25 protein-coding genes and 3 pseudogenes are annotated in these 26,579 nt (G+C 44.9%); 22 read left to right on the top strand and 6 right to left on the bottom strand.

The features are described from left to right. The first annotated feature begins 37 nt into the window (after window positions 1–37). Window positions 38–370 (top strand): winged helix-turn-helix domain-containing protein, encoded by a 333-nt coding sequence (locus tag DWZ60_RS09400; RefSeq protein ID WP_199669411.1) that lies wholly within the window; start codon window positions 38–40, stop codon window positions 368–370. 21 nt (window positions 371–391) lie between these two features. Here DWZ60_RS09400 and DWZ60_RS09405 read toward each other — a convergent pair whose 3' ends face one another. Then, window positions 392–649 (bottom strand): helix-turn-helix domain-containing protein, encoded by a 258-nt coding sequence (locus DWZ60_RS09405; RefSeq protein ID WP_118489394.1) that lies wholly within the window; start codon window positions 647–649, stop codon window positions 392–394. 169 nt (window positions 650–818) lie between these two features. Here DWZ60_RS09405 and DWZ60_RS09410 point away from each other — a divergent pair, with 169 nt between their 5' ends. Further along, window positions 819–1,154: a hypothetical protein gene (locus tag DWZ60_RS09410; protein ID WP_119221566.1), complete on the top strand. Its 336-nt coding sequence runs from the start codon at window positions 819–821 to the stop codon at window positions 1,152–1,154. A gap of 98 nt (window positions 1,155–1,252) precedes the next feature. On the opposite strand, the gene DWZ60_RS09415 is transcribed toward DWZ60_RS09410, so the two are convergent. After that, window positions 1,253–1,600, bottom strand: a complete 348-nt coding sequence (locus tag DWZ60_RS09415) for a helix-turn-helix domain-containing protein (protein WP_087418849.1) — start codon at window positions 1,598–1,600, stop codon at window positions 1,253–1,255. A 521-nt stretch (window positions 1,601–2,121) separates the two neighbouring features. Between DWZ60_RS09415 and DWZ60_RS09420 the strand changes: the two genes are divergently transcribed. The 8 genes and pseudogenes from DWZ60_RS09420 (at window position 2,122) to DWZ60_RS09450 (ending at window position 6,978) form a co-directional block, all read left to right on the top strand. After that, the gene (locus DWZ60_RS09420; protein ID WP_075680336.1) at window positions 2,122–2,562 is read left to right on the top strand and encodes an RNA polymerase sigma factor; all 441 of its coding nucleotides are present in this window, start codon (window positions 2,122–2,124) and stop codon (window positions 2,560–2,562) included. Then, window positions 2,546–2,785 carry a helix-turn-helix domain-containing protein gene (locus DWZ60_RS09425; protein WP_117946804.1) on the top strand — a complete coding sequence of 80 codons (240 nt, stop codon included), beginning with the start codon at window positions 2,546–2,548 and terminating at the stop codon, window positions 2,783–2,785. Before DWZ60_RS09420 ends, DWZ60_RS09425 begins: the two co-directional genes overlap by 17 nt. A gap of 411 nt (window positions 2,786–3,196) precedes the next feature. Beyond that, window positions 3,197–3,451, top strand: a complete 255-nt coding sequence (locus DWZ60_RS09430; RefSeq protein WP_243038276.1) for an excisionase — start codon at window positions 3,197–3,199, stop codon at window positions 3,449–3,451. Window positions 3,452–3,515: 64 nt separating this feature from the next. Beyond that, window positions 3,516–4,774: pseudogene (locus tag DWZ60_RS20780) on the top strand (integrase DNA-binding domain-containing protein). Between the two features lie 227 nt (window positions 4,775–5,001). Then, window positions 5,002–5,466 (top strand): low molecular weight protein-tyrosine-phosphatase, encoded by a 465-nt coding sequence (locus DWZ60_RS09440; protein WP_118601752.1) that lies wholly within the window; start codon window positions 5,002–5,004, stop codon window positions 5,464–5,466. A gap of 229 nt (window positions 5,467–5,695) precedes the next feature. Further along, complete coding sequence (locus DWZ60_RS18120) at window positions 5,696–6,052, top strand: hypothetical protein (RefSeq protein WP_243038277.1); 357 nt, start codon at window positions 5,696–5,698, stop codon at window positions 6,050–6,052. Next, on the top strand, window positions 6,009–6,281 hold the full coding sequence (locus DWZ60_RS18125) for a hypothetical protein (protein WP_243038278.1): 273 nt from the start codon (window positions 6,009–6,011) through the stop codon (window positions 6,279–6,281). Before DWZ60_RS18120 ends, DWZ60_RS18125 begins: the two co-directional genes overlap by 44 nt. Window positions 6,282–6,426: 145 nt before the next feature. After that, window positions 6,427–6,978 (top strand): glutathione S-transferase C-terminal domain-containing protein, encoded by a 552-nt coding sequence (locus DWZ60_RS09450; protein WP_119221567.1) that lies wholly within the window; start codon window positions 6,427–6,429, stop codon window positions 6,976–6,978. Between the two features lie 123 nt (window positions 6,979–7,101). Here DWZ60_RS09450 and DWZ60_RS09455 read toward each other — a convergent pair whose 3' ends face one another. Continuing rightward, entirely contained in the window at window positions 7,102–7,356 is a 255-nt protein-coding gene (locus tag DWZ60_RS09455; RefSeq protein WP_022461058.1) for a heavy-metal-associated domain-containing protein, read from the bottom strand. 289 nt (window positions 7,357–7,645) lie between these two features. Between DWZ60_RS09455 and DWZ60_RS09460 the strand changes: the two genes are divergently transcribed. Continuing rightward, complete coding sequence (locus tag DWZ60_RS09460) at window positions 7,646–8,548, top strand: AraC family transcriptional regulator (protein WP_158576375.1); 903 nt, start codon at window positions 7,646–7,648, stop codon at window positions 8,546–8,548. A 10-nt stretch (window positions 8,549–8,558) separates the two neighbouring features. Here the strand turns inward: DWZ60_RS09460 and DWZ60_RS20785 are convergent. After that, a pseudogene (locus DWZ60_RS20785) lies at window positions 8,559–9,891 on the bottom strand (MATE family efflux transporter). Window positions 9,892–10,205: 314 nt separating this feature from the next. Between DWZ60_RS20785 and pckA the strand changes: the two are divergent. Beyond that, window positions 10,206–11,810, top strand: coding sequence for a phosphoenolpyruvate carboxykinase (ATP) (gene pckA, locus DWZ60_RS09470; RefSeq protein ID WP_118594912.1), 1,605 nt, complete (start codon window positions 10,206–10,208; stop codon window positions 11,808–11,810). A 240-nt stretch (window positions 11,811–12,050) separates the two neighbouring features. On the opposite strand, the gene DWZ60_RS09480 is transcribed toward pckA, so the two are convergent. Together DWZ60_RS09480 and DWZ60_RS09485 are read right to left on the bottom strand one after the other, a co-directional pair. Continuing rightward, window positions 12,051–13,541 (bottom strand): AAA family ATPase, encoded by a 1,491-nt coding sequence (locus DWZ60_RS09480; RefSeq protein ID WP_119221569.1) that lies wholly within the window; start codon window positions 13,539–13,541, stop codon window positions 12,051–12,053. A gap of 304 nt (window positions 13,542–13,845) precedes the next feature. Then, a complete protein-coding gene (locus DWZ60_RS09485) occupies window positions 13,846–14,772 on the bottom strand; it encodes a DMT family transporter (RefSeq protein ID WP_119221570.1) in 927 nt (308 codons plus the stop codon). Window positions 14,773–15,087: 315 nt separating this feature from the next. Here DWZ60_RS09485 and DWZ60_RS09490 point away from each other — a divergent pair, with 315 nt between their 5' ends. The 10 genes and pseudogenes from DWZ60_RS09490 to DWZ60_RS09530 all read left to right on the top strand — a co-directional run bounded on the left by DWZ60_RS09490 (window position 15,088) and on the right by DWZ60_RS09530 (window position 26,469). Beyond that, entirely contained in the window at window positions 15,088–15,438 is a 351-nt protein-coding gene (locus tag DWZ60_RS09490; protein ID WP_119221571.1) for a hypothetical protein, read from the top strand. Between the two features lie 44 nt (window positions 15,439–15,482). Continuing rightward, a complete protein-coding gene (locus tag DWZ60_RS09495; protein WP_158576377.1) occupies window positions 15,483–17,036 on the top strand; it encodes an ABC transporter substrate-binding protein in 1,554 nt (517 codons plus the stop codon). A gap of 98 nt (window positions 17,037–17,134) precedes the next feature. Then, complete coding sequence (locus DWZ60_RS09500; RefSeq protein WP_117510332.1) at window positions 17,135–18,139, top strand: ABC transporter permease; 1,005 nt, start codon at window positions 17,135–17,137, stop codon at window positions 18,137–18,139. 15 nt (window positions 18,140–18,154) lie between these two features. Beyond that, entirely contained in the window at window positions 18,155–19,408 is a 1,254-nt protein-coding gene (locus tag DWZ60_RS09505; protein WP_117805092.1) for an ABC transporter permease, read from the top strand. A 10-nt stretch (window positions 19,409–19,418) separates the two neighbouring features. After that, entirely contained in the window at window positions 19,419–19,952 is a 534-nt protein-coding gene (locus tag DWZ60_RS17515; protein WP_199669412.1) for an ATP-binding cassette domain-containing protein, read from the top strand. A 44-nt stretch (window positions 19,953–19,996) separates the two neighbouring features. Beyond that, window positions 19,997–20,425 carry an ABC transporter ATP-binding protein gene (locus tag DWZ60_RS17520; protein WP_199669413.1) on the top strand — a complete coding sequence of 143 codons (429 nt, stop codon included), beginning with the start codon at window positions 19,997–19,999 and terminating at the stop codon, window positions 20,423–20,425. Continuing rightward, a complete protein-coding gene (locus tag DWZ60_RS09515; protein ID WP_022462701.1) occupies window positions 20,418–21,236 on the top strand; it encodes an ABC transporter ATP-binding protein in 819 nt (272 codons plus the stop codon). The genes DWZ60_RS17520 and DWZ60_RS09515 overlap by 8 nt, the downstream gene beginning before the upstream one ends. Window positions 21,237–21,434: 198 nt before the next feature. Then, a complete protein-coding gene (locus DWZ60_RS09520; RefSeq protein WP_119221573.1) occupies window positions 21,435–23,300 on the top strand; it encodes a sensor histidine kinase in 1,866 nt (621 codons plus the stop codon). Next, window positions 23,272–24,720 (top strand): response regulator, encoded by a 1,449-nt coding sequence (locus DWZ60_RS09525; RefSeq protein WP_119221574.1) that lies wholly within the window; start codon window positions 23,272–23,274, stop codon window positions 24,718–24,720. The genes DWZ60_RS09520 and DWZ60_RS09525 overlap by 29 nt, the downstream gene beginning before the upstream one ends. Continuing rightward, window positions 24,713–26,469, top strand: a pseudogene (locus DWZ60_RS09530) (ABC transporter ATP-binding protein). Before DWZ60_RS09525 ends, DWZ60_RS09530 begins: the two are co-directional and overlap by 8 nt. Window positions 26,470–26,579: the final 110 nt, after the last annotated feature.

Consider the following 26,579-nt stretch of genomic DNA (forward strand, 5'->3'; position numbering starts at 1 on the left):
AATAATAAGTAATAGCAAGAATTTTGAATGGTGTAATATGCTTCAGGAAACAAAAAATATTCAAATAGGCGAATTGATAGTAGATTTATCGAAAAGAAGTGTTATTATTGGGAATACAGAAGTTACGCTTACAAATCGAGAATTTGAAATACTGTATCTGTTAGCAAGTAGTCCGGGTAGGGTGTTTAGCAAGGAGCAAATCTATGATCTTGTCTGGGAAGAACCCTATTCCGGTGATTACAACATCGTCATGAGCCATATACGCAACATACGAGAAAAGATAGAAGATAACCCAAGCAAGCCAATCTACATACAGACGGTATGGGGTGTAGGCTATCGTTTCAACAAAAATTTAAGCAGCGGTCTGTAAAGAAGAAATACAGATCACTGCTTATTTTTCGCTTCTGACACCTAAAAGATATTCACAAGATACATGGAAAAATTCAGCAAGGGCAACCACTTCATAATCTGGTACAAAGCGTGTCCCTTGTTCTATTCGTAATACGGTCAAATCGCTAAATTCATATCCGGCAAGTTGGAGCTGTTCTGCCAGTGCTTTTTGCGATAGCTGCCTTTCAGTTCGCAATTCCTTTACTCTCTGACCTATCAGATTTTTGGAATTGCTTTCTTTATTCCAGTAAATTTTCATATCATCACCAACTTTCTAAAGATGAAGTGCCATATGATTGATTTTACGGAATAATCTTGATAATATACTTCTAAAGATGAAGTACGGAAAAATATTGTTGTAAGAAATTTAAGGATTGATAATACTGCCTGTAAAATGCAATACTTATTTAGAGAAAGGTGGACACAAAATGAATGAAGTATTTGAAAGATTATCTGATGTTTTTGAGGAGCTTCGAAGCGATGCAGGCGAACGGGAGTATTCCATACAGACAGAGGAAGCAAAGAAGGCGGATAAGGAACTGAAAAAAGAAAACCAGAAATATGAAAAATTCTTATCTGACCTTTCTATAGAGCAGAGAAATTTTTTAGAAAACTATATGGATATTGTAGACCATGCACACTTTCAGGAACAACAGAGAGCCTATTATCAGGGGATAGTAGATGCAGTACAGATACTTGCTGGACTTGGGATTGTTAAAGAGAGTGTTAAGGTAAAAGAGTTATTGAATACAATAATGAAATAAGTAAGCAGGGTGGAGCGTCCGATCATGGAACTTCCACCCTGTTTTTCTCCAGAATAATTCAGAAACAATCAAGTTAAAATCAAAATCTTTCTGCTATTCTAATTTGTGGGTTTGTTATATGTCCGAAGATAGGCTTCCACAATGGCAAGAATCGTTGTTATCTGTTCTTCTGTACATTGTGAGAGATAGACCAGTAGCCTTTGATAATCCAAATTGTCGGTTGGAGCTGCCGGATAAAAGAAAGGATCAGCGGAGATATGTAATGCACGAATCAGTTGCCCCAATTTCTCAAGGCTTGGAATATTGCCATGATTTTCAATTTCCTTGATATACCTTGAGGAAACACCGGACATTTCTGATAACTCATCGTATGTCAGCTTTTGATCCAGTCTAGCCTTTTTAAGACGAAAACCCATGTCTTTATCAATTTTCTTAGATTTAGCCATATATGCACCTCCATGTATAGTGTATAGTGCACGTTTTAGTTTGGAAATGCACTAATAATTCACTTTAAGAAAGGGATATAATGCACTAATAGAATATAGGAACTTTGGATATTGCATATAAAAAAACGCAGTATTCAAAGGTTTTTTCACGTTGTTTTGTCCTTTGAATATGTTTGGGAGAGTTATGTGTTCTGAACAGTTTAGAGGATATTTTTATGTTATTAGGAACCTGTCCGGCATTTTGCGTGGAAAGGTAATTTTATAGGTCGCATCTCAGCAGATGCGGCAAAGTATATCATTGAAAGTGCACTATACGCACTTGGATTGTGTGGTAAAAATTCAATATCAGATATAGGAAGCGTCCTGTGGGTATGTATCTGCAAGGGCGTTTTTTATATACATAAAATTTTTTTCAAAAAGTTGTCGATTTTTCGACGCTGTTCATATTTTCATTCGTGCTACGGAGTGAAAGGGAGATATTTCACTCTGTTCCAAATGGGTGCGGAAGGAGGTGAACTCTTATGGAGCAATCTTCTTCCGAAAAGCAGTTAAGAATAAGGAAACAGTTTGACAGCTTTTGCAAAACCTTGTTAAAGAATGAAATGATTGACTATGAACGGGCAAGAAGCTATCGGCAGAAGCATGAAGTTTCTTTCTCGGAACTAACGCAGGAGGAGTTGAGTCGGTTGAATACTGAGGATGATTACATAGCAGAATCAGAGGTATTTCGTGTCCTTGATTATGATATTGAGGTAAAGGACGAGCTGATCAGTGAAGCATTGAAGTATCTGCCGGAAAAGAAGCGGAATGTTATTTTGCTGTCTTTTTTTCTGGATATGACAGATACGGAGATTGCAAAGCACATGAACCTTGTCAGAAGTACCATTCATCATCACCGGGTAAGCTCACTCCAGGCATTAAAAAAGATTATGGAGGGAATCAGGAATGGAGAAATCAAGTAAATGTTCAAAGTTGCTGCCTTACCATATCATTGCGGCAGCAGCTTCCGGCGATGTGGAAGCAATCAATGAGGTTTTAAAACATTACGAGGGGTATATTGCAGCTCTGTCTACAAGAAAGCTCTATGATGAGTGCGGGAATCCGCATTACTGTGTTGATGAAACTTTACGTCGCAGATTAGAAACAAAGCTGATTACGAAAATATTGGCTTTTGAAGTTGCATAGCAGGCGGTCAGCGGTGTCCCTTTCCATTCGCTGATCGGTGCGTATGCACCCTGTACCTTGACAACTGAATACTGATTGCATACAGGACGTGAGGATATGTGGAGCCACTAGGCAGGTTCGCCAAGAGATGCCTGCTCTTTTTGAGTGAACGTGAGGGAATGTTGAAAAACTACATTGAAGCAAAGGTATGGAGCGAGAAGAATTTGGCAAAATGTGTAGCAGTTACACAGGGCGATGAAGCATATCTGTGATAATGATACTTCCGGAGAGATCCGGTCAATTTGGATGACGGTGCGATACCGATGTGGGCAGAGTAATGACCTGCCACCTGTATGGATCTTTTGTTATCTGCTGATGAGAGATAGGAGCATGGGTTCCTGTTTGTCATGGGCAGATAAAGTGCTACTTATTATGAGAAAGATGGAGGTGTTGAAAATAGATAATACAGAGGCAAAAGTGAAAGGAAAGATGGTTCCAATATGGGAGAAATATATGCTAACAGTTGATGAGGCAGTTCAATATTTTGGAATTGGAGAAAAGAAGATAAGGATGTTAATATCTGAAAATGCTGATTCTGATTTTTGCTTTACTGTTCAGGTGGGGAATAAATCATTGATAAACCGACATAAATTTGAGGAATTCCTTAATCAGACAACTTCCTTGTAGTAATAAAAGAAATATAGAACTTTATCACTTTAAAGTGGTAAATGCCGCCCTGGTATGATATAATATGATTGTCGTGCTAGGGCTTCTTCGTAGAAAGGAGCGAAGGCGTTTGAGTGAAAGAAATCGCAATCAGAAAAGACGTGATAAGAAAGGACGTATTTTACGAAACGGAGAAAGCCAGCGAGCGGATGGAAGATATGCATTTGTTTATACAGATTGCTTTGGAAAGCAAAAATTCCTTTACAGTTGGAAGCTAGAATCGACAGATCCACTTCCGGCAGGAAGAAGACCCTGTCAGTCACTTAGAGAGAAGGAAAAAGCCGTTTTAAAAGATATAAATGATGGTATTACTCCATATGGTGACAATTTGACAGTTCTTGAGTTGGTAAAGAAGTATATCGGTCAAAAGACAGGTGTTCGTCATAATACAGAAGCGAATTATAACTTTGTTATCAACATTATTAAGAAAGAGGAATTTGGTGCCAAAAGGATTGATAAGGTAAAACTATCAGATGCAAAAGCGTGGTTGATTAAGCTTCAGGCAGATGGTAGGGGATATAGCACCATTCATTCAGTCCGAGGAGTGGTAAGACCTGCTTTTCAAATGGCTGTAGACGATGATTTGATTCGTAAAAATCCGTTCGAGTTTCAACTATGTACAGTAGTTGTTAACGATAGTGTAACAAGAGAAGCCATAACCAGAAAACAAGAAAGAAAGTTCTTGGAATTTATTAAGAATGATGAGCATTATAAACGATACTATGATGGTATGTTTATCCTTTTTAAAACCGGACTTCGTATTTCAGAGTTTTGCGGATTGACACTTTCCGATATTGATTTTGAAGAAAAACAAATAAGTGTAAATCATCAGCTCAAAGGACCAGAGGAATGAAGTATATTATTGAGGATACGAAAACATCAAGTGGAACCAGAATCATTCCTATGACCGAAGAAGTGTATGAATGTTTTAAGCGTATTGTTGAAAATCGGAAAAAGCCCAAGAAGGAACCTGTGATTGATGGATATAAGGGATTTTTGTTTTTGGATAAGAAGGATATGCCGGAAGTTGCATTACATTGGGAAAAACATTTTGAGTGGGCATTGGCAAAACATAATCGAATCTATAAGGAACAATTACCAAAGATCACACCTCATGTTTGCAGACATACCTATTGCAGCAACATGGCAAAAAGTGGAATGAATCCCAAGACACTTCAATATTTAATGGGGCATTCTGATATAGGAGTTACCCTGAATACATATACGCATCTGGGAGCAGAGGATGCTAAGGAAGAACTTGGCAAATATGCTAAAATGGCTTAAAATTTAAAAATATTGATACAACTAAAAGATAACCTAAGTGGAAAAAGTCTTTAGTAAAATGAGAAAATCGAGCTGTTTTACTAAGATTTTTACTAAATTTGGATGACAAAATATACGAATTTATGCCACGATATGCGACGAAAACGAAGAAAACACTCTATCACAGCAAATCGTATAAAGTGGCGTAAAATCAAGGAAAATCAGCATTTTCAAGGAGTTTTTAAGGCATGATAAAAATATTATTTGTTTGCCACGGCAATATTTGCCGCTCGACTCTTGCTGAGAGCGTATTCACCCACAAAGTAAATTCCCTCGGCCTTGCCCACAATTTTGAAATCGACAGCTTCGCCACCAGCCGCGAGGAGATCGGCAATCCGCCGCACTACGGGACAGTCAATAAACTGCGCGAGGAGCACATTCCGCTCGTGCCGCATCACGCAAAGCAGATTACATGGAAGGATTACGAGCGCGCCGACTACATCATCGGCATGGATACCGCGAATATCCGCAATCTGAATCGGATGCTGAAAAATGATCCGGATGGAAAGGTTTACAAATTTCTTTCCTTCACCGGTTCCGGCCGCGATATTGCGGATCCGTGGTATACGGGAGATTTTGAGGCGACGTACCGCGATGTCGTGGAGGGATGCAACGGCTTTCTTGCGTATCTGCGCCGGGAAGGAAAAATCTGAAAAACAAAAAGCGCCGAAAACAAGGCCAGTGCCCATTTGCAGAGAATGCGGCACTGGCCTTTTACTATAAGAAAATTCTATAGCCACTCCAAAGAATTAGCAATTAGACGTAACCAGACAGATATGGTATGATAACTGCATAGAAAACATAGCGAAATAATAGGAAAACAAAAGCTTTCCTATTTGAAAATTCATTCGATAGAACACGCGAAAGAGAGGCAGAAAATCAATGGCGAATTATGATTATGAGATTGTAAATGGAAGAAAAATCCGCGTAAGACCAAAAGAAACCGTATCGGAGATCGACAAAAACGGCTATTTCCGCAGACAGCCGAATCACTTCACGACTCCGTTCGGCGACGGTGAAAACGATCTGAAGGCAGAAGGTAATAAGAGATACCGTCTCGTCTGGGCAAAGCTGTGCCACTGGTCCAACCGCGCGGCGATCGTAAGAGAGCTGGAGGGCCTGGAAGATCAGATTTCCGTCAATATGGTAGAACATGCCCCGTATGAGAAAAACCTTGGCTGGGAATACGTTTACAATGAAAACACATCGACCGGTGCTCGGCGATCAGTTCATCTCTGAGGCGTATTACCGTGCTGATGATGATTACCAGGGAAGAACGACCGTTCCGGCGCTGATCGACACAACGACGGGAAAGGTAGTCAACAACGATTACAACTGGCTGACCACTTATTTCGAGGTCAACTTCCGCCCATGGCACAAAAAAGGCGCGCCGGAGCTGTATCCGGTGGAGCTGCGGGAAGAGATTGACAAGATGAATAGATCCGGCAAGCCTTCCGCCGCTGGCTGATACTAGAGAAGAAGATTATCAGACGATTCTTGCCGAAATCCGCGAACTGCCGGACGGACCGGAGCTGTCACCAACAGCAAATGCAAAATCGTCCATAGCAGCCGCTGAAGAAGTAAAGAAAAAGATCGCCGGGCCGCTGGATACGATGCTGAATGCCGTAGAACTGGCACAGTACGTAGAAAGTGCAAAACAGTTCTACGGAGCCCTCGAAGAGCTCGAAACAGCACTTGGAGCCACCCGTTTCCTGGCAGGAGACTTTGTGACCGAGGCAGACGCAGCGCTTTATGTTACCCTTGTGCGCTTTGACCTCTTATATTCCCGTTACCTCGGACCGGTGAAATACCGTGTGCAGGATCTGAAAAATGTTTCGGATTACTTAAAAGATCTGTACCAGATTCCGGCATTTGCACATCACACAGATTTTGCAGCCATCATCCGCCAGGGAAGAATTGAGGGAGAGGAAGACGGCTTCTGCGCCAGCACACACTACGATCTGGCACTTCCGAAGATTGACTGGGATGCACAGTGGAAGGTTTCGACCGAGCGCGCCTACCTGTCCTCAGACCCGACCCATCCGATCTATCTTGGAAACAACCGCAGATTCGACATCGACCCGACCTGGTACGATCTGGGCGCAGAATCTCCGAAAAAAGAGGAGAAAGAAACGCCGCCGTCCTGCGGATGCTGCTGCGGCTGATCAAATCATAGATAAAAAATAGAAAACACCGTTTCAGAGGCAGATTTCCAAAAGGAAATAAACTTCTGAAAAGGTGCTTTTTTTCCGACGCACAAACTGCAAAAGGAAAGGCATGAAATCCGCTTATCGTCCGAAATGGAAAAATCCCTTTTTCTCATACGGCTCACTCGTATACGAAACCAGCTCATATCCGATGTCCTTGATCTGCTGTTTCAGATACGGAATATCGAGCGGCGCTTCGCTGATGACAACGGTCTCGCCGTTTTTTGCAGAAGAGTTTACTTTTTTTGGAGAGCAGCTCTTGCGGACTACATCGTTCATATGGGATTCGCACATGCCGCACATCATACCATCAATTTTTAAGACTGTTTTAATCATACAATACCTGCTTTCTTCCGGGAATACAGCGAAACGAAAGCGTGCCGGACGGTATTCCTGGAGTTTGATGAAAAATTTGAAATCACATACCCTATCGGGGTATCTAAAATATAGCGCGGATGAAAAGAAATGTCAATAAGCTGATAAAATATGATAATTATTATCATTTAAGAAGGAAAAATACGGTCATGGAAGGGCGATTCTCCGGCAGAACATGGAAACTTGCCGGAATCGCAAAGTTCGTGTTACAATTGGGACAGCAGAGCAAAACAAGAGAGGAGACAAAAATATGCTCTCACAGATGAATTACCGAAAAGAAACACAGCCCCACGGTGATGAGCTTTTTCCGCTGAGCATTCACGTTTTCGAGACAGACCTGCAGAGTACCGTGCGGGTGTACTGCCACTGGCATGAGGAAGTGGAGCTCTTTTATGCAGTAAAGGGCGAAGCTGTTTTTCATATGGATACCGAGACCTTTCTCCTGCGGGAAGGGGAGACCGCCTTTGTCAATGCAAACCGTCTGCATGAGGTAGAGGGAATCGACGGACAGGAATTTACGTTTCTTGCCGTTGTATTCCAGCCGCGTTTTCTGTCCGGCACATCGCTTGACCGGATCCAGCAGCAGTATATCGAACCAGTGCTGTCCTCCGAGATCCGTTTTCCATCCAAGACAGAGCGGGGGACACGCCTTGCAGAAAAAACGGCACAGGCCATGCAGGAGATCCGAAATCTGCAGGAAAGAAAAGAACCGGGCTGGGAGCTGCTGTTAAAAGCGGAACTTCTGAAAATCTGGCAGGGATATTACAGTGCGGCAGAAAAGAACGGCGGAAAAACGGATGCCTCGACGAATTACCGTGTCAGCAGAATGAAAGAGATCCTCACATACATGAATGCTCATTTCTGTGAGAATCTCGAAATCGCGGAACTGGCGAGCCAGTTTCATATGAGTGAGAGCGCTTTCTGCCGCTTCTTTAAGTCGATTATGCATATTTCCGCCGTGACGTATGTCAATAACCTGCGGATTGCCGAGAGCTGCCGGCTGCTGCTTTCCACCGAGGAGGCGATCAGCAAGATTGCGAGCGACTGCGGATTCCGAAATATCAGCTATTTTAACCGCGTCTTCCAGGAACGCATGCACCAGACGCCGGGGCAGTTCCGCAGTTTATCCGCAGAAAACCGTACTGCGATATAAGATTCGGAACTTATGCAGGCTTCTGCGATCGGAATGCACGCCGCAGGAAGAAAAGTCCGGTCATATCAGCCAGTGCCCAGCCGATCGGAATAGCGATCCAGATTCCGGCAACGCCAAGCGCCGTGGCGGAGAAAAGGTATGCCAGCGCCACACGCATGCCAAGCGAAATGACGGTCAGAACAACCGACATCTCGGCGCGTTTGACAGCGCGGTAATACCCGTACAGCAGAAACAGCCATCCGATGCGAGATAGAACGAGCCTTCCAGCCGCAGGTACTGTACGCCGATCGCGATGACCTCCATTTCTGATGCTTTCACGAAAATCTGCATCAGCGGATGCGCGAACAGATTGACAAGCAGAGAAATGACGATGGAAAAAGCAGCGCTCAGTGCAAAAGCATCTTTCGTGCCGCGCCGGATCCGCTCGTGATTTCCGGCCCCGTAATTCTGTGCGGTGAAAGTGGAGTAGGCATTTCCGAAATCCTGCACCGGCAGATAGGCAAAGGTATCAATTTTCACCGCGGCCGCAAATGCCGCCATGACCGCCGGACCGAAGCTGTTGACGAGCCCCTGTACCATCAGAATGCCGAAATTCATGACCGACTGCTGAATGCAGGTCATCGAAGAAAGATTCAGAATCTCTTTTAAAATGGAATGCTGAAACGCCATTCTTTTTTTGACGGCAGCCACATGCGGCAGCGGAGCAGCACATAGAGCAGAATACCGACGGCGGACACATACTGCGCAAGAACCGTAGCGAGCGCCGCGCCTGCGATGCCGAACGGCAGTACAGCGACAAAGAGCAGATCCAGTGCAATGTTCAGCACAGCAGAGACAGCGAGAAAAATCAGCGGCACAGAAGAGTTTCCGAGCGCGCGCAGCATACAGGAAAAGAAATTGTATACGGATGTTGCAATAAGGCCGGCAAAGATAATCAGAAGATACGTCCGCATGCCGGGACGGACTTCATCCGGGACGCGAAGAAACGTAAGGATCGGCTCGATGCCTGCATAAACAGCGAGATTCAGCACGAGCGTAACGGCAAGGATCAGCAGAAACGCGTGGAGAATCGAAAGTTTTAAAGAAGAAAGATCTTTTCGTCCCTGATAAATCGAAAAGAGCGCACCGGCGCCCATCGACAGGCCGAGAAAAATGGAAGTCAGAAACGTCATCAGCGTATAGGAGGAGCCGACGGCGGCGAGCGCATTGCTTCCGAGAACGCGTCCGACGATCAGGGTGTCGGCAATGTTGTAAAACTGCTGCAACAGATTTCCTGCGATCATCGGCAGGGCAAACAGGATAAGAGAGCGGGAGATTTTCCCGCGGGTCAGATCGTAATACATAAAGAAACTTCTTTCCGAACATAATTATTAATATTATAACATAAAAAATCAAAAAATGTCAATTTGCAGGATGAAGTGTACAAAAATGCAATTGTCAGAAAACTTCGAAAAATCGAAGTTTATAAAATTTTTACAGATTTTGGGACACGTTCTGTAAAAAAACGGAAGATTTTCAGTTGATTTTTTTGGCCTTTTATGTATAATTAGAGTAGAAGAGGCCGGCTGGTCCGGTTTCTTCTAAAGGATACCTTCAAATTTCTGCATTTTGCAGAATGAAGCAGTATTACTATCAAAGGAAAGAGGTTAATTACAAGATGGCACAGATCGATTTAACAAAGTATGGCATCACCGGTACCACAGAAATTGTGTACAACCCTTCTTATGAGCAGTTATTTGAGGAAGAGACAAAACCAGAGCTGGAAGGCTATGAAAAAGGCCGGGAGACAGAGCTTGGTGCAGTTAACGTTATGACCGGTATCTATACAGGCCGTTCACCGAAAGACAAATACATCGTTGTGGACGAGAACTCGAAAGATACTGTATGGTGGACTTCTGATGAGTACAAAAACGATAACCATCCGGCAACCCAGGAAGCATGGGCAGCAGTAAAAGAGATCGCCAAAAAAGAGCTCTCCAACAAAAGACTGTTCGTTGTAGATGCATTCTGCGGCGCAAATAAAGATACCCGTATGGCTATCCGCTTCATCGTTGAGGTAGCTTGGCAGGCACATTTCGTAACTAACATGTTCATCAAACCTACAGCAGAAGAGCTTGAGAACTTCGAGCCGGATTTCGTTGTATACAACGCATCCAAAGCAAAAGTTGAGAACTACAAAGAGCTGGGTCTGAACTCTGAGACAGCAGTAGTATTCAACATCACAAGCCGTGAGCAGGTTATCATCAACACATGGTACGGCGGAGAGATGAAGAAAGGTATGTTCTCCATGATGAACTACTATCTGCCGCTGAAAGGCATCGCTTCCATGCACTGCTCTGCAAACACAGACCTGAACGGTGAGAACACCGCAATTTTCTTTGGACTTTCCGGAACAGGAAAAACAACACTTTCCACAGACCCGAAACGTCTTCTGATCGGTGATGACGAGCACGGCTGGGATGACAACGGAGTATTCAACTTCGAGGGCGGCTGCTATGCAAAAGTTATCAACCTGGACAAAGAGTCTGAGCCGGATATCTACAACGCAATCAGACGTGACGCTCTGCTTGAGAACGTTACTGTTGATGCAGAAGGCAAAATTGACTTCAATGATAAGAGCGTAACCGAGAATACTCGTGTATCTTATCCGATCAACCACATTGAGAACATCGTTCGCCCGATTTCTTCTGCACCGGCAGCTAAGAATGTTATCTTCCTGTCCGCAGATGCATTCGGCGTACTTCCGCCAGTATCTGTTCTGACACCAGAGCAGACTCAGTACTACTTCCTGTCCGGATTTACTGCAAAACTTGCAGGAACCGAGCGCGGAATTACCGAGCCGACTCCTACCTTCTCTGCATGCTTCGGCCAGGCATTCCTGGAACTGCACCCAACCAAATATGCAGAAGAGCTTGTTAAGAAAATGGAGAAGAGCGGAGCAAAAGCATACCTGGTTAACACAGGCTGGAACGGAACCGGAAAACGTATCTCCATCCGTGATACCCGTGGAATCATCGATGCAATCTTAAGCGGTGCTATCAACGAAGCTCCGACGAAGACTATTCCGTACTTCAACTTCGAAGTTCCGACTGAACTTCCGGGCGTTGATCCGGCTATCCTGGATCCTCGCGATACCTATGCTGATGCTTCCGAGTGGGAGACCAAAGCACTGGATCTGGCTGAAAGATTCATCAAGAACTTTGCAAAATACGAAGGAAACGCTGCTGGTAAAGCACTTGTTTCCGCTGGTCCGCAGAAATAAATTTTCTGAATTGACCGAAAGGAAGCCCCTGACATGAAAGTGTCAGGGGCTTTCTTTTATGAAAATATCTGGAGAAATAAAATAGTTCCCTGCCCGAAAGTACAGACTGAGGGGACAGGAAACTATTTTACAGCACACTCTAAAATAATGCAAAAAATTTCAGCACCACAGAGCGTGAATTGTTGCGTCACTGGTTTTCGCCGTACCCTGATACGCCTTCAAAATAGAAAATAAGGCAGATCAGCAGGACAAGAGCAGTTCACGTACCATTTCTGCGTCAAAGGCAACAGAAGAAACGTGGTTGACTTCTATCTGATATAGTGCATTTGCTGCGATATGTTCAGCAGCCTGCTCAAGATCACGAATACCGCTTGTGTTTTCGTGGCAGGAGATTACGGCATCGAGTCCTTCCGGCGTCAGAATGCATTCTTTTTCTTTCATACCGATACGTTTTAACACCTTTGGAAGTGCATAGCGGGAGAAAATGATTTTCTTTTCTTCCGGTGTGTAATCCGGAATTTCAATCACAGCGAAGCGGGACATCAGCGGAGCACTGATCTGGTCCTTGTCGTTTGCGGTTGCAATCGGGTATACACCGACGGTCGGGATCATACATTCGATATAGTTATCGGTAAAACCAAGATTATCAAGAAGGGTCAGCAGAACGTCTGCCGGGTTTCCATTACCCTTGCCGGAGGCAGCCTTGTCGAGTTCGTTGATGATAAAGACGAGGTTGGATTCGCCGGCCATGGAAAAAGCATCCATGATGATTCCCGGTTTTGCGTTTGCGTAAATGCGGGAGCTTCCGGTCAGCTGTTCCGGGTCATTGATTGAACTCATATCGAGTGTTGTCCACGGCAGTTTTAAGATACGCGCAACGGCATAAGCAATCTGTGATTTTCCAGTTCCGGCAGGACCGATCAACAACAGACCATAGGCCGGCAGTGTATGAGTCCGGTTAATCTGAATGATAGTTTCGATAATTCTCTGCTTCACGCGTTCCATGCCGTACAGTTCTTCATCAAGGATCCGGCGTGCTTCTACCGGATCAATGGCTTCAAAATAATTGCTTTTCCACTGGATATTCATCATCATGGAAAGAGCGCGCTGTGCGTGACGACGCTCCTCCGGAGAAACCTCGTGGGATCGGGCAACAGCGAGATTTCGACGCGCCCAAAGGCGGATATTATCCGGCAGTGTTCTTCCGGCACAGTTCATAAAATCAGTAATGGATTGGATGCTGGTGAGTTTCATGCTGTCACCGGTTTCTTCCTGGTCTTCATCTTCGATTTCTTCTTCCGGTGCATTGCTGGCGAGGAGACGTTCAATCATAAACTGTAAAAATCCATCCTCAGCCGAAAGCTTTGCGCCGCCACCGAAAGCGATCTCGCGGATTTTGTAAACTGCATAACCGTCGGATGTTTGTGTACCGGAAAGGCGGACATTGATATGGTTTTCACCGAGCCATTTTAAAAGGCTGACAAAACGGGCATCGATCTGAAGGATGTCGGCAATGAAGGCATCTTCTTCGTCTTTAAATTCAAACGAGGTCCGTTTGGATGGGTTTGTGAAAATACCACAGGGATGATGCGGGAAAGCCTTCTCTTTTGTATCCAGAATTAGGATCGGCTGATCCGGAGAAGTAAACGGTGCGTTTGTGCGGAAAACAGTATACGTACATTCGGAAACTTTTGCTTTTTCCGGGGAATTGCTGAAATCAAAAACGGGCATGACAGAACCTCCTAATAAAAATAAGTGCTTATTGGTACAATAAAAACAGTGTAGCACGAATTAAAAAATCCTGCAATCAATATGCAGAATTTTGTATTTTTATGCTATAAAAATGTTAGGCAGGCGGATATTCGCAATGGAAGCAGGGGACTTACTCGATTCGGTTAAATTTTCGGATGGCGTAAAAAAAGCCCTCCGGGCAGGATCACACTGCGGCGGAGGGGAATTATGTCATTAAAGCAAGCTGCCGTAAGAAAGAAGCTCGCAAAACAGAAATCTTTCTTACACTGAAAAAGGAATAACATCAGGAAACAGCATTGGCTTTGTGAAAGTTCGGAAGCTGTACCAGCACGATCGCTGCAAACATCAGAATACAGCCGGAGAGCTCGCGAGCGGAGAGAGCCTGATGAAGGAGAATCCAACCGGCAAGAACAGAAAAAACGGATTCCAGGCTCATCAGCAGAGAAGCCATGGTAGGATTTAATCCTTTCTGCCCGATGATCTGCAGGGTATAGCCAATACCTGAAGAGAGAATTCCGGCATAGAGAATCGGCATCCAGGCGTGCAGAAGATCGGAGAAGTTTACGGTTTCAAAGAGAACCATACAGACAGCGGACAGGATCGAACAGGTAAAAAACTGAATGCAGGACATTTTGATGCCGCTGACAAGCGGAGAAAAATGATCAATAACCAGAATATGTACGGTAAATCCGAGCGCACAGGCAAGCACAAGAAGATCGCCCTTCTGCAAAGAGAAGGATCCGTCTGTCATGCAGAGCAGATAGAGACCGGCGACGGCAATGAGAACTGCGAGCCAGACCTTCGGCTGTACACGTTTTCGGAGGAACAGGCCGCAGACCGGAACAAGTACGATGTAAAGTGCAGTGATAAAACCGGCCTTTCCGACGGTTGTGTACTGGATGCCGATCTGCTGCAGGGTTGAGGCGACAAACAGTGCGATGCCGCAGAGAATACCGCCCGCCCAGAGCGTTTTTGGCTGTGTGGTATTTTCTGACGAAGCATCTGGCGGTAGGGTTCGCTTTTTACGTGAGGAGAAAAAGACAATCAGCGGAAGAAGCGTAAGTCCGCCGAGCAGGTTTCGTGCCGCGTTGAACGTAAAAGGTCCGACATAATCCATACCGGTCTGCTGTGCGACAAAGGCAGAACCCCAGATCGCAGCGGTCAGAAGCAGAAGCGCTGACTGTCGGTACTTATGAGAAACAGTATTCATAATAGAAAAAACCTCCTGAAATTGATACGATATTCATCATAGCACAAAGAGATGGAAAAAGCGAACGGAAAAATGTCGGAAAAGACGGAAAAATAGCACAAATAATCATAATGACGAAATAGTGCAGATGTTGCGAAAATGGATATGTGAAAAATGAGCAGAACAAAGGGAGTTAAAAAGAGTAAAATGAGCAATTTAACCAACATAAAACAAAAAAAGAACACCAAAAACAAAAAATAGACACTGTTTTTCTAACAGTCTTTGTGTATAATGAATTCATCAAGCAAGAACGAAAACCTTAAGGAGGTAAAAAGTATGAAAAAGCGTAACATGAAAGTCCTTGCACTGTTAATGACAGTGACAATGGCAGGAACGATGCTTGCCGGATGTGGAGACAGCGGAAGTACAAGCACCGGTTCATCCGGAGGAACAACAGCATCATCCGGAGGAACAACAGCATCCTCCAGCGGAACAGCAGATGCATCAAGCGATGCCACAGCAGCATCTTCCAGCACAGCAGATGCTTCCAGCGAAGATACCACAGGTTCAGATGATGTGGTAGGAGAGCTCCAAGAAATGAAACTCTTTACTTCGCAGGACAGCAGTGGGGTACCGTCAACGATTACAACCCAATGTCCGCAAACTCAAACAATGCAATGGTTATAGCACAGGGCGATGCTTCACGTGTACTTGTTTATGAAACTCTTTATATGTGGAATCCACTGGATGCAAAAATGTATCCGTTGCTTGCAGACGGAGATCCAGTATGGAACGACAATCGTACCGAGATCACAGTGAAAATCAAAGCTGACGCAAAATGGAATGACGGCACACCGGTTACTGCAAAAGATGTAGCAGCTACCTATCATGCACATGTAGATTACAATTCTTCTACCGGCGCTGAAATGAAGAGCTACATTGCAGATGTTGTTGCACAGGATGACAGTACCGTAGTCTTCAAACTGACAACCGATGACTCCGGCGAAGCAGTTAACCCGGTTCTCGCGGAAAGATATCTGCCGATGCTCTACATCATGCAGGAAAATTATTTAAAGACCGTAGCTGACAGAAACAACAACGATGCTGAAGCAATTAAAATGGATAAGATGGACGATCTGGTAACTTCCGGACCGTACAAAAAATACTTTGACAATGACCAGAACGTAGTTCTGATCCGCGATGATAATTATTGGGGACAGGCAGATTCCATGTGGGGTAAGCTTCCGGTTCCGAAATATATTTCTCACCCGATCTTTAAAGATAACGCAGCAGCTACCACCGCATTCCAGAATGGTGATATTGATGTGGCACAGATATTCATCACAGACCTTCAGAAATTGTGGTTAGAGCAGGATCTTCCGATTTCTACCTATGTTGATGAAGCACCGTATCAGCTGTGTATGACAATGCCTACCCTGTTCTTTAATACAGAAGTAGAAGGACTGGATCAGGTAGCTGTTCGTAAGGCAATCGCTATGGCAGTTGACTACGATCAGGTTATTTCTTCAGCAATGTCCGGACAGTCTCCTACCTTCGCAGATGTTCCGCGTTCTGTCATGAACCCGACCGATGCTGAGCAGGCTATGGTGGATCAGGATGCCTTAAAAGAGTATCAGTGGTCCAATGCCGATGTAGAAGGTGCTAAGAAGCTTCTGGACGATGCCGGAATCGTAGACACCGACGGAGACGGAATCCGTGAGTACAACGGAAAGAACCTTTCCTATAAGGCTGAGTGCCCGACAGGATGGTCTGACTGGAATGCAACCCTTGAAATCGTAGCAGCAGCAGGAAAGAATATTGGTATCAACATTGAGACCTACTTCCCGGAAGCAGCAAACTACAGCACGGATTACAGTACCGGAAACTTCGAAATCACCATGCAGTCCGGTCCTGGTACATCAGTTGCTAACCCGTACATGAGATGCCGTTTCTTCATGAGCTCTGATTACAACGATCTTGAGGTTAACTTCAGTGGTAACTTCGGTCATTATCAGAACGACCGTGTAGATGAAATCCTTGCAGCAATTCCTCATGAGACCGATGATGCAAAACTGAAAGATTACTATACAGAACTTTCCAAGATTATGCTGGAAGAGTGCCCGTGTGTACCGTTGATGTACAGACCGCAGGTATTCCACGAAGTAAACGAGTCCGTATGGACCAACTATCCGCAGAAAGACGATGGAAGTAACGTTCCTCCGATGGACTGCACCGATGGTTATGGCGTAGCAGCACTGTACAATCTGGGACTGGTTGACGGCTGATTTGCCAAACAGAAAGAAAGTTCATACTGAATTGTAACAGAGGCGGCCGGAGCCGGGGTGCTCCGGCCGCTTTTAAAAATCAGAAGGAGGGTTCTTCTATGAAAGGAATGAAAAAGTATTATACGCAGAAGATCTTGTGGTATCTTCTGACGTTAGTCTTTGCGGTACTGCTGAACTTCATTCTTCCGCGTCTGATGCCGGGTGATCCGGTTTCAACTATTGCGTCCAAATCGGTAGAAGGTATGACCGATGCGACTGCAATTCAGAAAGTATATGAAGACTATGCAGCAAAATTTGGTATTAACAAACCAATGTATGTCCAGTTTTTTACCTGGGTAAAAAATGCACTTCGCGGTGATTTCGGCGTTTCTTTCAGCCAGTATCCGCGTACCGTATCCGATATTATTTCCAGTTCGGTTCTGTGGACCATATGTTTACAGCTTCCGGCCATTATTGTTGGATGGATTCTTGGTAACCTGCTTGGTGCAATTGCAGCTTATATGAAAGGTGTTTTCGACAAGGCAATCCTTCCGGCATTCCTGTTTATCAGTAACGTACCTGCCTTTGGTATGGCGACCGTACTTTTGTTTATTTTCTCACTGAAATTACATATTGCACCTGCAGCAGGCGGCTATGCGAGCAGTATGATTCCGCATATGAGCCTTGCTTTTATGAAATCTGTGCTTTCACATTACCAGTTGCCATTCTGGTCTATCGTAATCATCACGATCGGCGGCCAGGCGATTGGTATGCGTTCGATGTCAATTTATGAATTGAATGCTGACTATGTAAAATACAGTCGTTTCCTTGGTATCAAGGATCATACGATTGTGAAATATGTGTTCCGTAACGCAATGCTTCCGCAGATCACCGGTCTCGCAATGTCCCTTGGTACCATGATCGGCGGCAACCTGGTAGCTGAGATGGTATTCAGTTACCCGGGACTTGGAACGACAATGCTCTCAGCAGTTACCGGCCAGGATTATCCGCTGCTTTCTGCCTGTACGTTAATCATTACCATCATGGTTCTGCTGGCCAACCTGCTTGTTGAACTTCTGTATGCAGTCATTGACCCACGTGTCAAAGCATCCCAGCAGGATTAGAAAGGAGAATACGCTATGAAAAATACAATCAAACAGATTTTTCATTCAGGAAAATTCGTGACAGGATTTGTAATCTTCTTGGCAATTCTCCTGACCATTATCATCTATCCGTTTGTTGTGGCAAAAGATCCGCTGGCAATGATCGGAAACGGAAACTTTTTCAAACCGGGTACCTATCTTTCGATTCAGGACACCGTAAATTCCGGCAAAACGTATAAGATGAATGTTGATGCAACCGCATCCATCGTTGAAAGCAAACTGACAATGGACAACCGTTCTATGATGGCAGAATGGCTGGAAAAATACGGCGGTGTAGATGCCAGTGAAATCGATGTTACCGACGCAGAAGGTCTGATTGCGCTTTGGGAGGAAAAATATGACCCAAATGCAGAACAGAAAGGCCTTATCGCAGCAAAAAAGAAAAAATATCAGCGTCTCGACAACGAAATCGACGGTATTTTAGAGGATGTTCCAACCATTATTGCCGAGAAAAATGAAGAGACCGGTGAGCTGGAAGAGGTTCAGAGCATCGACAGCAAGCAGTACATCAATGAAAAAGATGTCATTAACCGTCAGACCTTCGTGCTTGGTACAGATAACTTTGGTCGTGATGTTTTGACTGAGCTGATCTCTGCAACAGGTTCATCCCTGAAAATTGGTCTGGTTGCGGGAATCATTGCAACCGTGATCGGACTGTTCCTCGGACTTCTTGCAGGTTACCTTGGAGGTTTTGTGGACAACCTGATTCTGTTCTTTACCAACTTGTTCACCGTTATCCCATCCTTCGTTCTCTTGATCCTCATCTCCTACAGCGTAGGTGAGTCTCAGAGGGGAATCATGATGGTGGCACTCCTGATCGGAATTACAGCATGGCCGTGGACAACACGTTCCGTACGTTCCCAGGTTATTTCTCTTCGAAACCGTGACCATGTAAACCTTTCCAAACTGTCCGGCCACAGCATGCTGCGGATTGTCCTTACCGACATCCTTCCGTACGTTGCATCCTACGTTGTTATGGCCTTCATTCTCCAGATTTCCTCCGGAATTCTGGCAGAGGCACAGCTTTCTATGATCGGACTTGGACCGGCAACCACAAAGACCGCAACACTTGGTCTTATGATGCAATGGGCAACCCAGTACAATGCGCACTTAAATGGTGCATGGTGGGCATATTTCCCGGTCATTCTTGTAATCGCACTTATTTCATTCTCTCTTAACCTGATGAACACCGGTCTTGACCAGGTATTCAACCCGCAGTTAAGAGACTAAGGAGGCAGCTATGGGAAAAGTAATGCTGGAAGTAAACAATCTGAAAACGAAATATGTGACTCGTTTTCATGAAGATGTATACGCCGTAGACGGAGTCTCCCTGAAGATTGAGGAGGGAAAATCCCTCGGTGTAGCGGGTGAGTCCGGCTGTGGTAAATCGACGCTGGCGCTGTCCCTGATGGGCTATTATTTCGCACCGCTTCACTACATCAGCGGCGATATTATCGTAGATGGAAGAAAAATTTCCGGAATGAAACCAGACGATGTCCGGAAAAATATTCTGGGCAATGAGATCGCCTACATTCCGCAGGCAGCAATGAATGCTCTGAACCCGACACAGAAAATCATCCGATTTGTAGAAGACGTTATTCATGCGCATGATCCGAAAATGCCGAAAAAGGATATTTATGATCTGGCAAAAGAACGTTTTCAGATCTTAGGCCTGCCGGAGGAGGTACTGCAGAAGCATGCGGTTGAGCTTTCCGGAGGTATGAAACAGAGAACCGTTATCGCAATTTCGACCATTCTTCTCCGAAGGTACTGATCGCCGATGAGCCGTCATCCGCGCTGGATGTAACTTCCCAGAAAATGGTTATTAAAATGATGCGTGATCTGATGGAAAAAGGATTTATCAAATCCATGATCTTCATCACACACGAGCTGCCGCTTCTTTACAACGTAACCGATGATATTATGGTTATGTATGCTGGACAGATTGTAGAAAAAGGTACCGCAAAAGAAATGGTATTCGATCCGCTGCATCCATATTCCAAAGGTCTGATGGGATCGATCATCGTTCCGGAGGAAGGTGTAAGAGAACAGAAGCTGACTGCAATTCCGGGAACTCCGCCAAACCTGAAGCATCCGCCGGAGGGCTGCCGTTTCGCAGACCGCTGTCCTTATGCACAGCCAACCTGCCGCGGTATGAAACCAGAGGTCATCGAACTGCCGAACGGAAGAGAGTACCGCTGCCTGATGTCTGAGAGAAAGATTCGGGAGGTGTATGCAAATGCGTGATGGTAAAGAATTAAAACCATGCCTCTCCGGAAGAGGCGTAACGAAAGTGTTTGGCTTTGGCGATGCAAAAACGGTCGCTGTAGACCATGTTGATTTCGATTTTCATGAAGGTGAATTTGTTTCTATCGTAGGAGAATCTGGATCCGGAAAAACAACCCTTTCGAAGATGTTGCTCGGGCTGATCAGCGTAACGGAAGGCGAAATTGATTTCCAGGGTAAACCAAGAGACATCTCGAACGGAAAGAAGAAAAAAGAGTACTGGAAGGGAATTCAGGCGATTTTCCAGGATCCGTTCGCTTCCTACAATATGTTCAAACGTGTAGATTCTGTTCTGCTGGATTGCATTAACATGCGCGGTGACAAAAATCTGCCGAAAGAAGAAAAAGAACGTCTGATGACAGAGGCCTGCAGCTTTGTAAACTTAAAATACGCAGAACTGACAAACAAATATCCATTTGAGCTGTCAGGAGGCCAGATGCAGCGACTGATGATTGCACGTATTTTCCTTCTGAAACCAAAGATTCTGCTTGCCGATGAGCCGACGTCTATGATTGATGCCTGCTCACGTGCAACAATCCTGGATATGCTGCTGAAGCTGCGTGATGAGATCAATATGACGATTATCTTCATCACCCACGATATTGGTCTTGCTTACTATGTATCCGATAATGTTTATATTATGGAGCATGGAAAATTTGTGGAATCGGGACCGGCAGAAGAAGTAATTCTTCACCCGACAGCAGCGTATACCAAACGTCTGATCAGCGATGTTCCAAAGATTTATGAACCGTGGGATCTGACAACAGTATAACAATGGTACGAAAGCTGTTTCCCTGGAATCATGCTTTGCGTCATATATGAGTCTTGCGAAAAGAGAGACGGTGCACGGAAAAAAAGTGTACCGTCTTCTCTTTTTGTCAATAATTTTTCCGAAAAAATTGCTTTTTAAAGAAAAAACTGGTAAAATTAGTAAGGTTACAGAACCGAAAAGAAAACTGGGGGATGAAAAATGCGAAACTGGTTTCGCGGACTGAAACTGAACGAAAAATTTACCGTAACAACGTTGATCTTTATTTTTATTCCGCTTTTTGGCATGATGTGCTTTGGGTTTAGGAGTATCAAAAAGAATGCCATAGATCATGGGGTAAATGAAGCAGTAACGGCAATAGATCTTACCTGTGCGGAGGTGAATGCAAAAGCGAATGCCTGCTCAATGGTTGTAGATACGCTGCAGGAGTATGAACCACTGGAAAAATATCTTCTTCATCTCAGGAGGGGAGAGGAGATCTCGGAGAGCTATTATCAGCAATTTCGGAACAACAGCATCAGCATAATCGATAAAATGCAGGAGGCAATGCCGGATCTGTACCAGATCCATATTTTTGCCATGGCAGATGGTTTTCTGGAGCAGCAGCCGATCCTGTACCAGAAGGAAAAGATGAAAAACTGCGCCTGGTACCGAAGCTATCAGGGCGGAGGACAGTGGTTTTTTGACATACAGGAAAAAAATATTATCTCCGGTACAAAAAAAGAAGGTTCCCATTTGATGACTTATGTACGGGAGCTGCGGGATCAAAGCGGAGGAAGGCTTGGCGTGATCGAGGTATCCATGCGTATGGCAGACATATTTCCTGAAATCTATCGATCCGGTGACAGCAGCTGGGCCTGTTTTGTTGATGAAAATTGGAATTTATATGACTGCGGGAAGACAGCGGCAGCCTGCAAATGGCAGTCCTATCGGGGGCTGATTCTGTTCCGGGCAGGAATCCGTGACAGAAAAGAGAGTCAGCAGAGCGCGGTGATTGACCGGAAAAACGTTGCAATTGTGCTTCGGAAAGTCGATAAACTCAATGGAATGTTTGTAACATTGACCAATTTGGATGATGCAACCGGAAACATGATCAAACAGCAGCAGAGAATGCTGCTTGAATTTGCCGGCTTCGGACTGCTTCTGATTGTGGTGGTCAATCTGATTGTGCGTGGCCTGCTGAAGGAGTTTTATGACGTCCTGGGTGAGATGCGTCAGATTGACAATGGAACAACAAAGATAAAGGTTTGTTACAGCGCAGAAGAGATGCGGGAAATGAGCTATGGTATCAACGGAATGCTGGAGAGAATTCAGAAACAGAACGAGGAAAGCATCAAAAGGGAGGCAGCGCTGAAAGATACGGCAATCCGGGCAATGCAGAACCAGATTAACGCTCATTTTATTTATAATGTTCTGGAATCCATCAAGATGATGGCTGAGATTAATGAAGAATATACGATTTCCGATGCAGTGACAGCACTTGGTGAAATGCTGCACTACAATATGCGCTGGAATAAATTCCTGGTAACCGTTCAGGATGAGATGAATTATATTCAGAACTATGTGGAACTGATGAATCTGCGGTATGATTTCACAATAACACTGTCCGTTCAGATGCCGGAAAATTTATATCGGCAGGATATCCCGAAGATGTCTCTTCAGCCGATTGTGGAAAATGCAATTACACATGGAATTGAGGAGCTGGATGCAGACGCTGTCATTGAAATCAAAGGAATAGAGCATGAAAAGAGCTTTGAGATTGAAATCACAGATTCCGGAACAGGCATGTCAGAAAAGCAGCTTGCAATTCTGAGACGTAAACTAAGAATGCGCCTGAATTCAGATACACAGCCGAAACATGGAATCGGGCTTCGGAATGTACAGGACAGAATCCACATTCAATTTGGAACAGAGTATGGGCTGTCGGTCTATACAAAAGAGCATTGCTATACGAAGGTGAGTATTCATCTTCCCATCACGAGGGGGAAATATTCTCTGATGGATCAAGAGGGTGACGAGAAAGAGGAAGAAAAAGAAAATGAATACACTGCTGGTTGTAGAAGATGAAAAATTAATTCGACAGGGAATCGTGGCGATGATCCGGCGAAGCAGCGTGCCGGTGGAGGAGATTCTGGAGTGTCGAAACGGAGAAGAGGCATTGGAGATTTTGAGAAAACAGAGGGTGGACGTCATGTTCACTGATATCCGTATGCCCAAAATGGATGGTCTGACACTGGTTAACAAAATAGAGGAGCTGTCACAGAAACCTGTTGTTATTGTTTTAAGCGGCTATGATGAATTTTCCTATGCGGTTGAAATGATGAAACATGGAGTTCGGGACTATATTTTAAAACCGATCAAGCGGGAGACGATAGAACAGCTTCTGGAAAATCTGGAACGAGAGCTTTCGGAGACCCGGGAAACGGAAGAAGAGGAAGAACGGTGCTTTTTAAATCAGCTCCGTTATCTGATGATGAATGCAGAAATGGCCGAAGAAAAAGAATGGATGGATATGGAAAGCAGGATCCGGCGCCACATCGGAAACGACAGCTTCCGGATCCTGCTGACCAGCAAGGCAAATGGGGAACGGTTTTCGAAATGCAGCGGAATTCTGCTGGAAGGCGTAGAAGGAGGAGTTCTGTATCTTCTGCCGGAACCGGAGGCAGAGCGGATCATGAAAGAAAAAGATGAGAGATTTTGTCTCGGAGTGGGAAAAGAACATCGTTCTGTGATGGAAATTCCAGAGGCATACCAGGAAGCACTGCTGGCCCGGGAAATGGCATTTATACAGAAAAATCCTGTGGAAGAATATCAGAAAAAATGTTTTGAGGAAAAGCCGGAGCTGGCACAGTTTCAGGAAAAATTTATTCTGCAGGTGCCAACGGACCGGGCAGATACTGTGCTGCGAAAAATGCGGAACTGGTATTTTGAGGCGGCGCATCAGAGGGTCTCCCCCTATCAGCTTCTGACAGTGACGGAAGCAATCTGCAAAGAACTGGATCTTTTTTACCGCGTGCCGGAAAAACAGGAAAAATGTCCGCGTCCTCTGCAGTACCGTGATGCAGATCTGTTTCTGGATGCGTTTGAAGAATGGATACACGTTTACAGGGAAAGCCTGAAAAGTCAGACGGCCGGAAAAGAAAAAATGGAAGAGGCAATTTCATATATTCGGGAAAATTATGCAAAAGATCTGAATATGGCGATGGTATCTAACCATATTTGCATGAATTATTCGCTGTTTTCAGCAGCGTTTAAAGAACATACCGGTGTGAATTTTGTGAACTATCTGAAGGAGATCCGCATTGCGGAGGCAAAGCGTCTGTTGATTCAAACAGAAGATAAAATTACGGAAATTGCCAAACAGGTTGGATTTGAAAATGATAAGCATTTCATGAAATCATTTAAAACGGCATGCGGCGTATCACCGTCTGAGTTCCGAAAAGATTACAAAATGGTTTCCAACGGAAAGGGAGGACAGGATGAGTAAAGAAAAAGAAACCGGAAAAGAGAAGGGAAGAATCCGCCAGCTGGCGCGGTATTACATTCCATATAAGGGATTGTTTTTTACCGACATGTTTTTTGCAATGCTTGGAGCAGCCATTACACTGGTGATTCCACTGATTGTACGGTATATTACGAGTACGGTTGTGGAAAAGCCGCTGGAGCAGGCAACGGGTGAGATTATCCGCCTCGGTATTCTGATGATTGCTATGGTTCTGGTTGAAATGTACTGTAACTTTTATATTGCCTATTACGGCCATGTGATGGGGGCGCGGATTGAGCATGATATGCGGAACGAGATCTTCGGCCATTATCAGAAGCTTTCGTTTGCTTTTTTTGATAACCAGAAGGTCGGCCATCTGCTGTCCCGCATTACAAGCGATCTGTTCGATATCAGTGAGCTTTTACATCATGGGCCGGAGGATATTGTCATTTCGTTTATCAAACTGATCGGCGCGATGATTATTCTGTTTGTGGTAAATCCGATGCTGGCATGTGTGCCGCTTGTGGTTATTGTGGTGATGCTGCTGTTTGCGTTAGTGATGAACAGCCGCATGAAGAGTGCATTCAAGGAAAACCGCCGCAGAATTGCGGATATCAACAGTCAGATTGAGGACAGTCTTTCGGGGATCCGTGTTGTCAAATCGTTTGGAAATGAGACAGAAGAGATGCGTAAGTTCAATGCGGGAAATGACCGTTTTGTCGATTCGAAGAAGGTCAGCTACCGCTATATGGGAATTTACAATTCGGGAATGGGAGCCTTTTCGACGCTGATTACCGTTATTTCGCTGATTGTCGGCGCATTGCTGATGACAGGTGGTAAGCTTGGGGCGGCGGATCTGGTTACATTTCTTCTGTATATTAACAACTGTACAGATCCGGTGAAAAAGCTGGTGAACTTTACGGAACAGTTCCAGAATGGTTATTCCGGTTATGAACGTTTCCTGGAAATTATGAGCATCGCACCGGACATCCAGGACAAGCAGGATGCGTTGCCACTGAAGAATGTGCAGGGTGAAGTAACATTTGAAAACGTTTCGTTTCATTATGAGGAGTCGAAGGAAAATGTGTTAAGCAATGTGAATCTGCATGTCCCGGCAGGAGACTATGTAGCGCTGGTGGGAAGCTCTGGCGCCGGAAAGACGACGCTCTGTTCTCTGATTCCGCGTTTTTACGATGTGACAGAAGGAAGGATTCTACTGGATGGAAAGGATATCCGCGATGTGAAATTGAAGGATCTGCGCGATGAGATCGGTATTGTGCAGCAGGATGTGTACCTGTTTGCGGGAACGATCATCGACAACATCCGCTATGGCAGACCGGATGCGACCGACGAGGAGGTCATCCGCGCAGCGAAAGCGGCCAATGCACATGAATTTATCATGGAGCTGGCGGACGGCTACGACACCGATATCGGCCAGCGCGGCGTAAAACTTTCCGGTGGCCAGAAACAACGGCTTTCCATCGCCCGCGTATTCCTCAAAAACCCGCCGATCCTGATTTTCGACGAGGCAACCTCAGCGCTCGACAACGAAAGCGAAAAAGTCGTCCAGAAATCTTTGGAACTTCTGGCGAAAGACAGGACAACCTCGTGATTGCGCACCGGCTGTCCACAATCCGGAATGCAAAGCGGATTCTGGTGCTGACGGAGAATGGAATTGCGGAGGAAGGCACACATAAGGAACTGCTCGCGAAGGGCGGGATTTATGCGCATTTGTATGAGATGCAGTTTTGATGAAAAGTTCATTAGTATGACAGAAAGGCAGCGGAAGAGAAACCGCTGCCTTTTTTGACACTTTCTTATTTTCTTCATACTCTATAAAGAACAGAAAATGAAAGAGGAAC

Source organism: Blautia sp. AF34-10, assembly GCF_003477865.1.
GTDB lineage: Bacteria > Bacillota > Clostridia > Lachnospirales > Lachnospiraceae > Fusicatenibacter > Fusicatenibacter saccharivorans.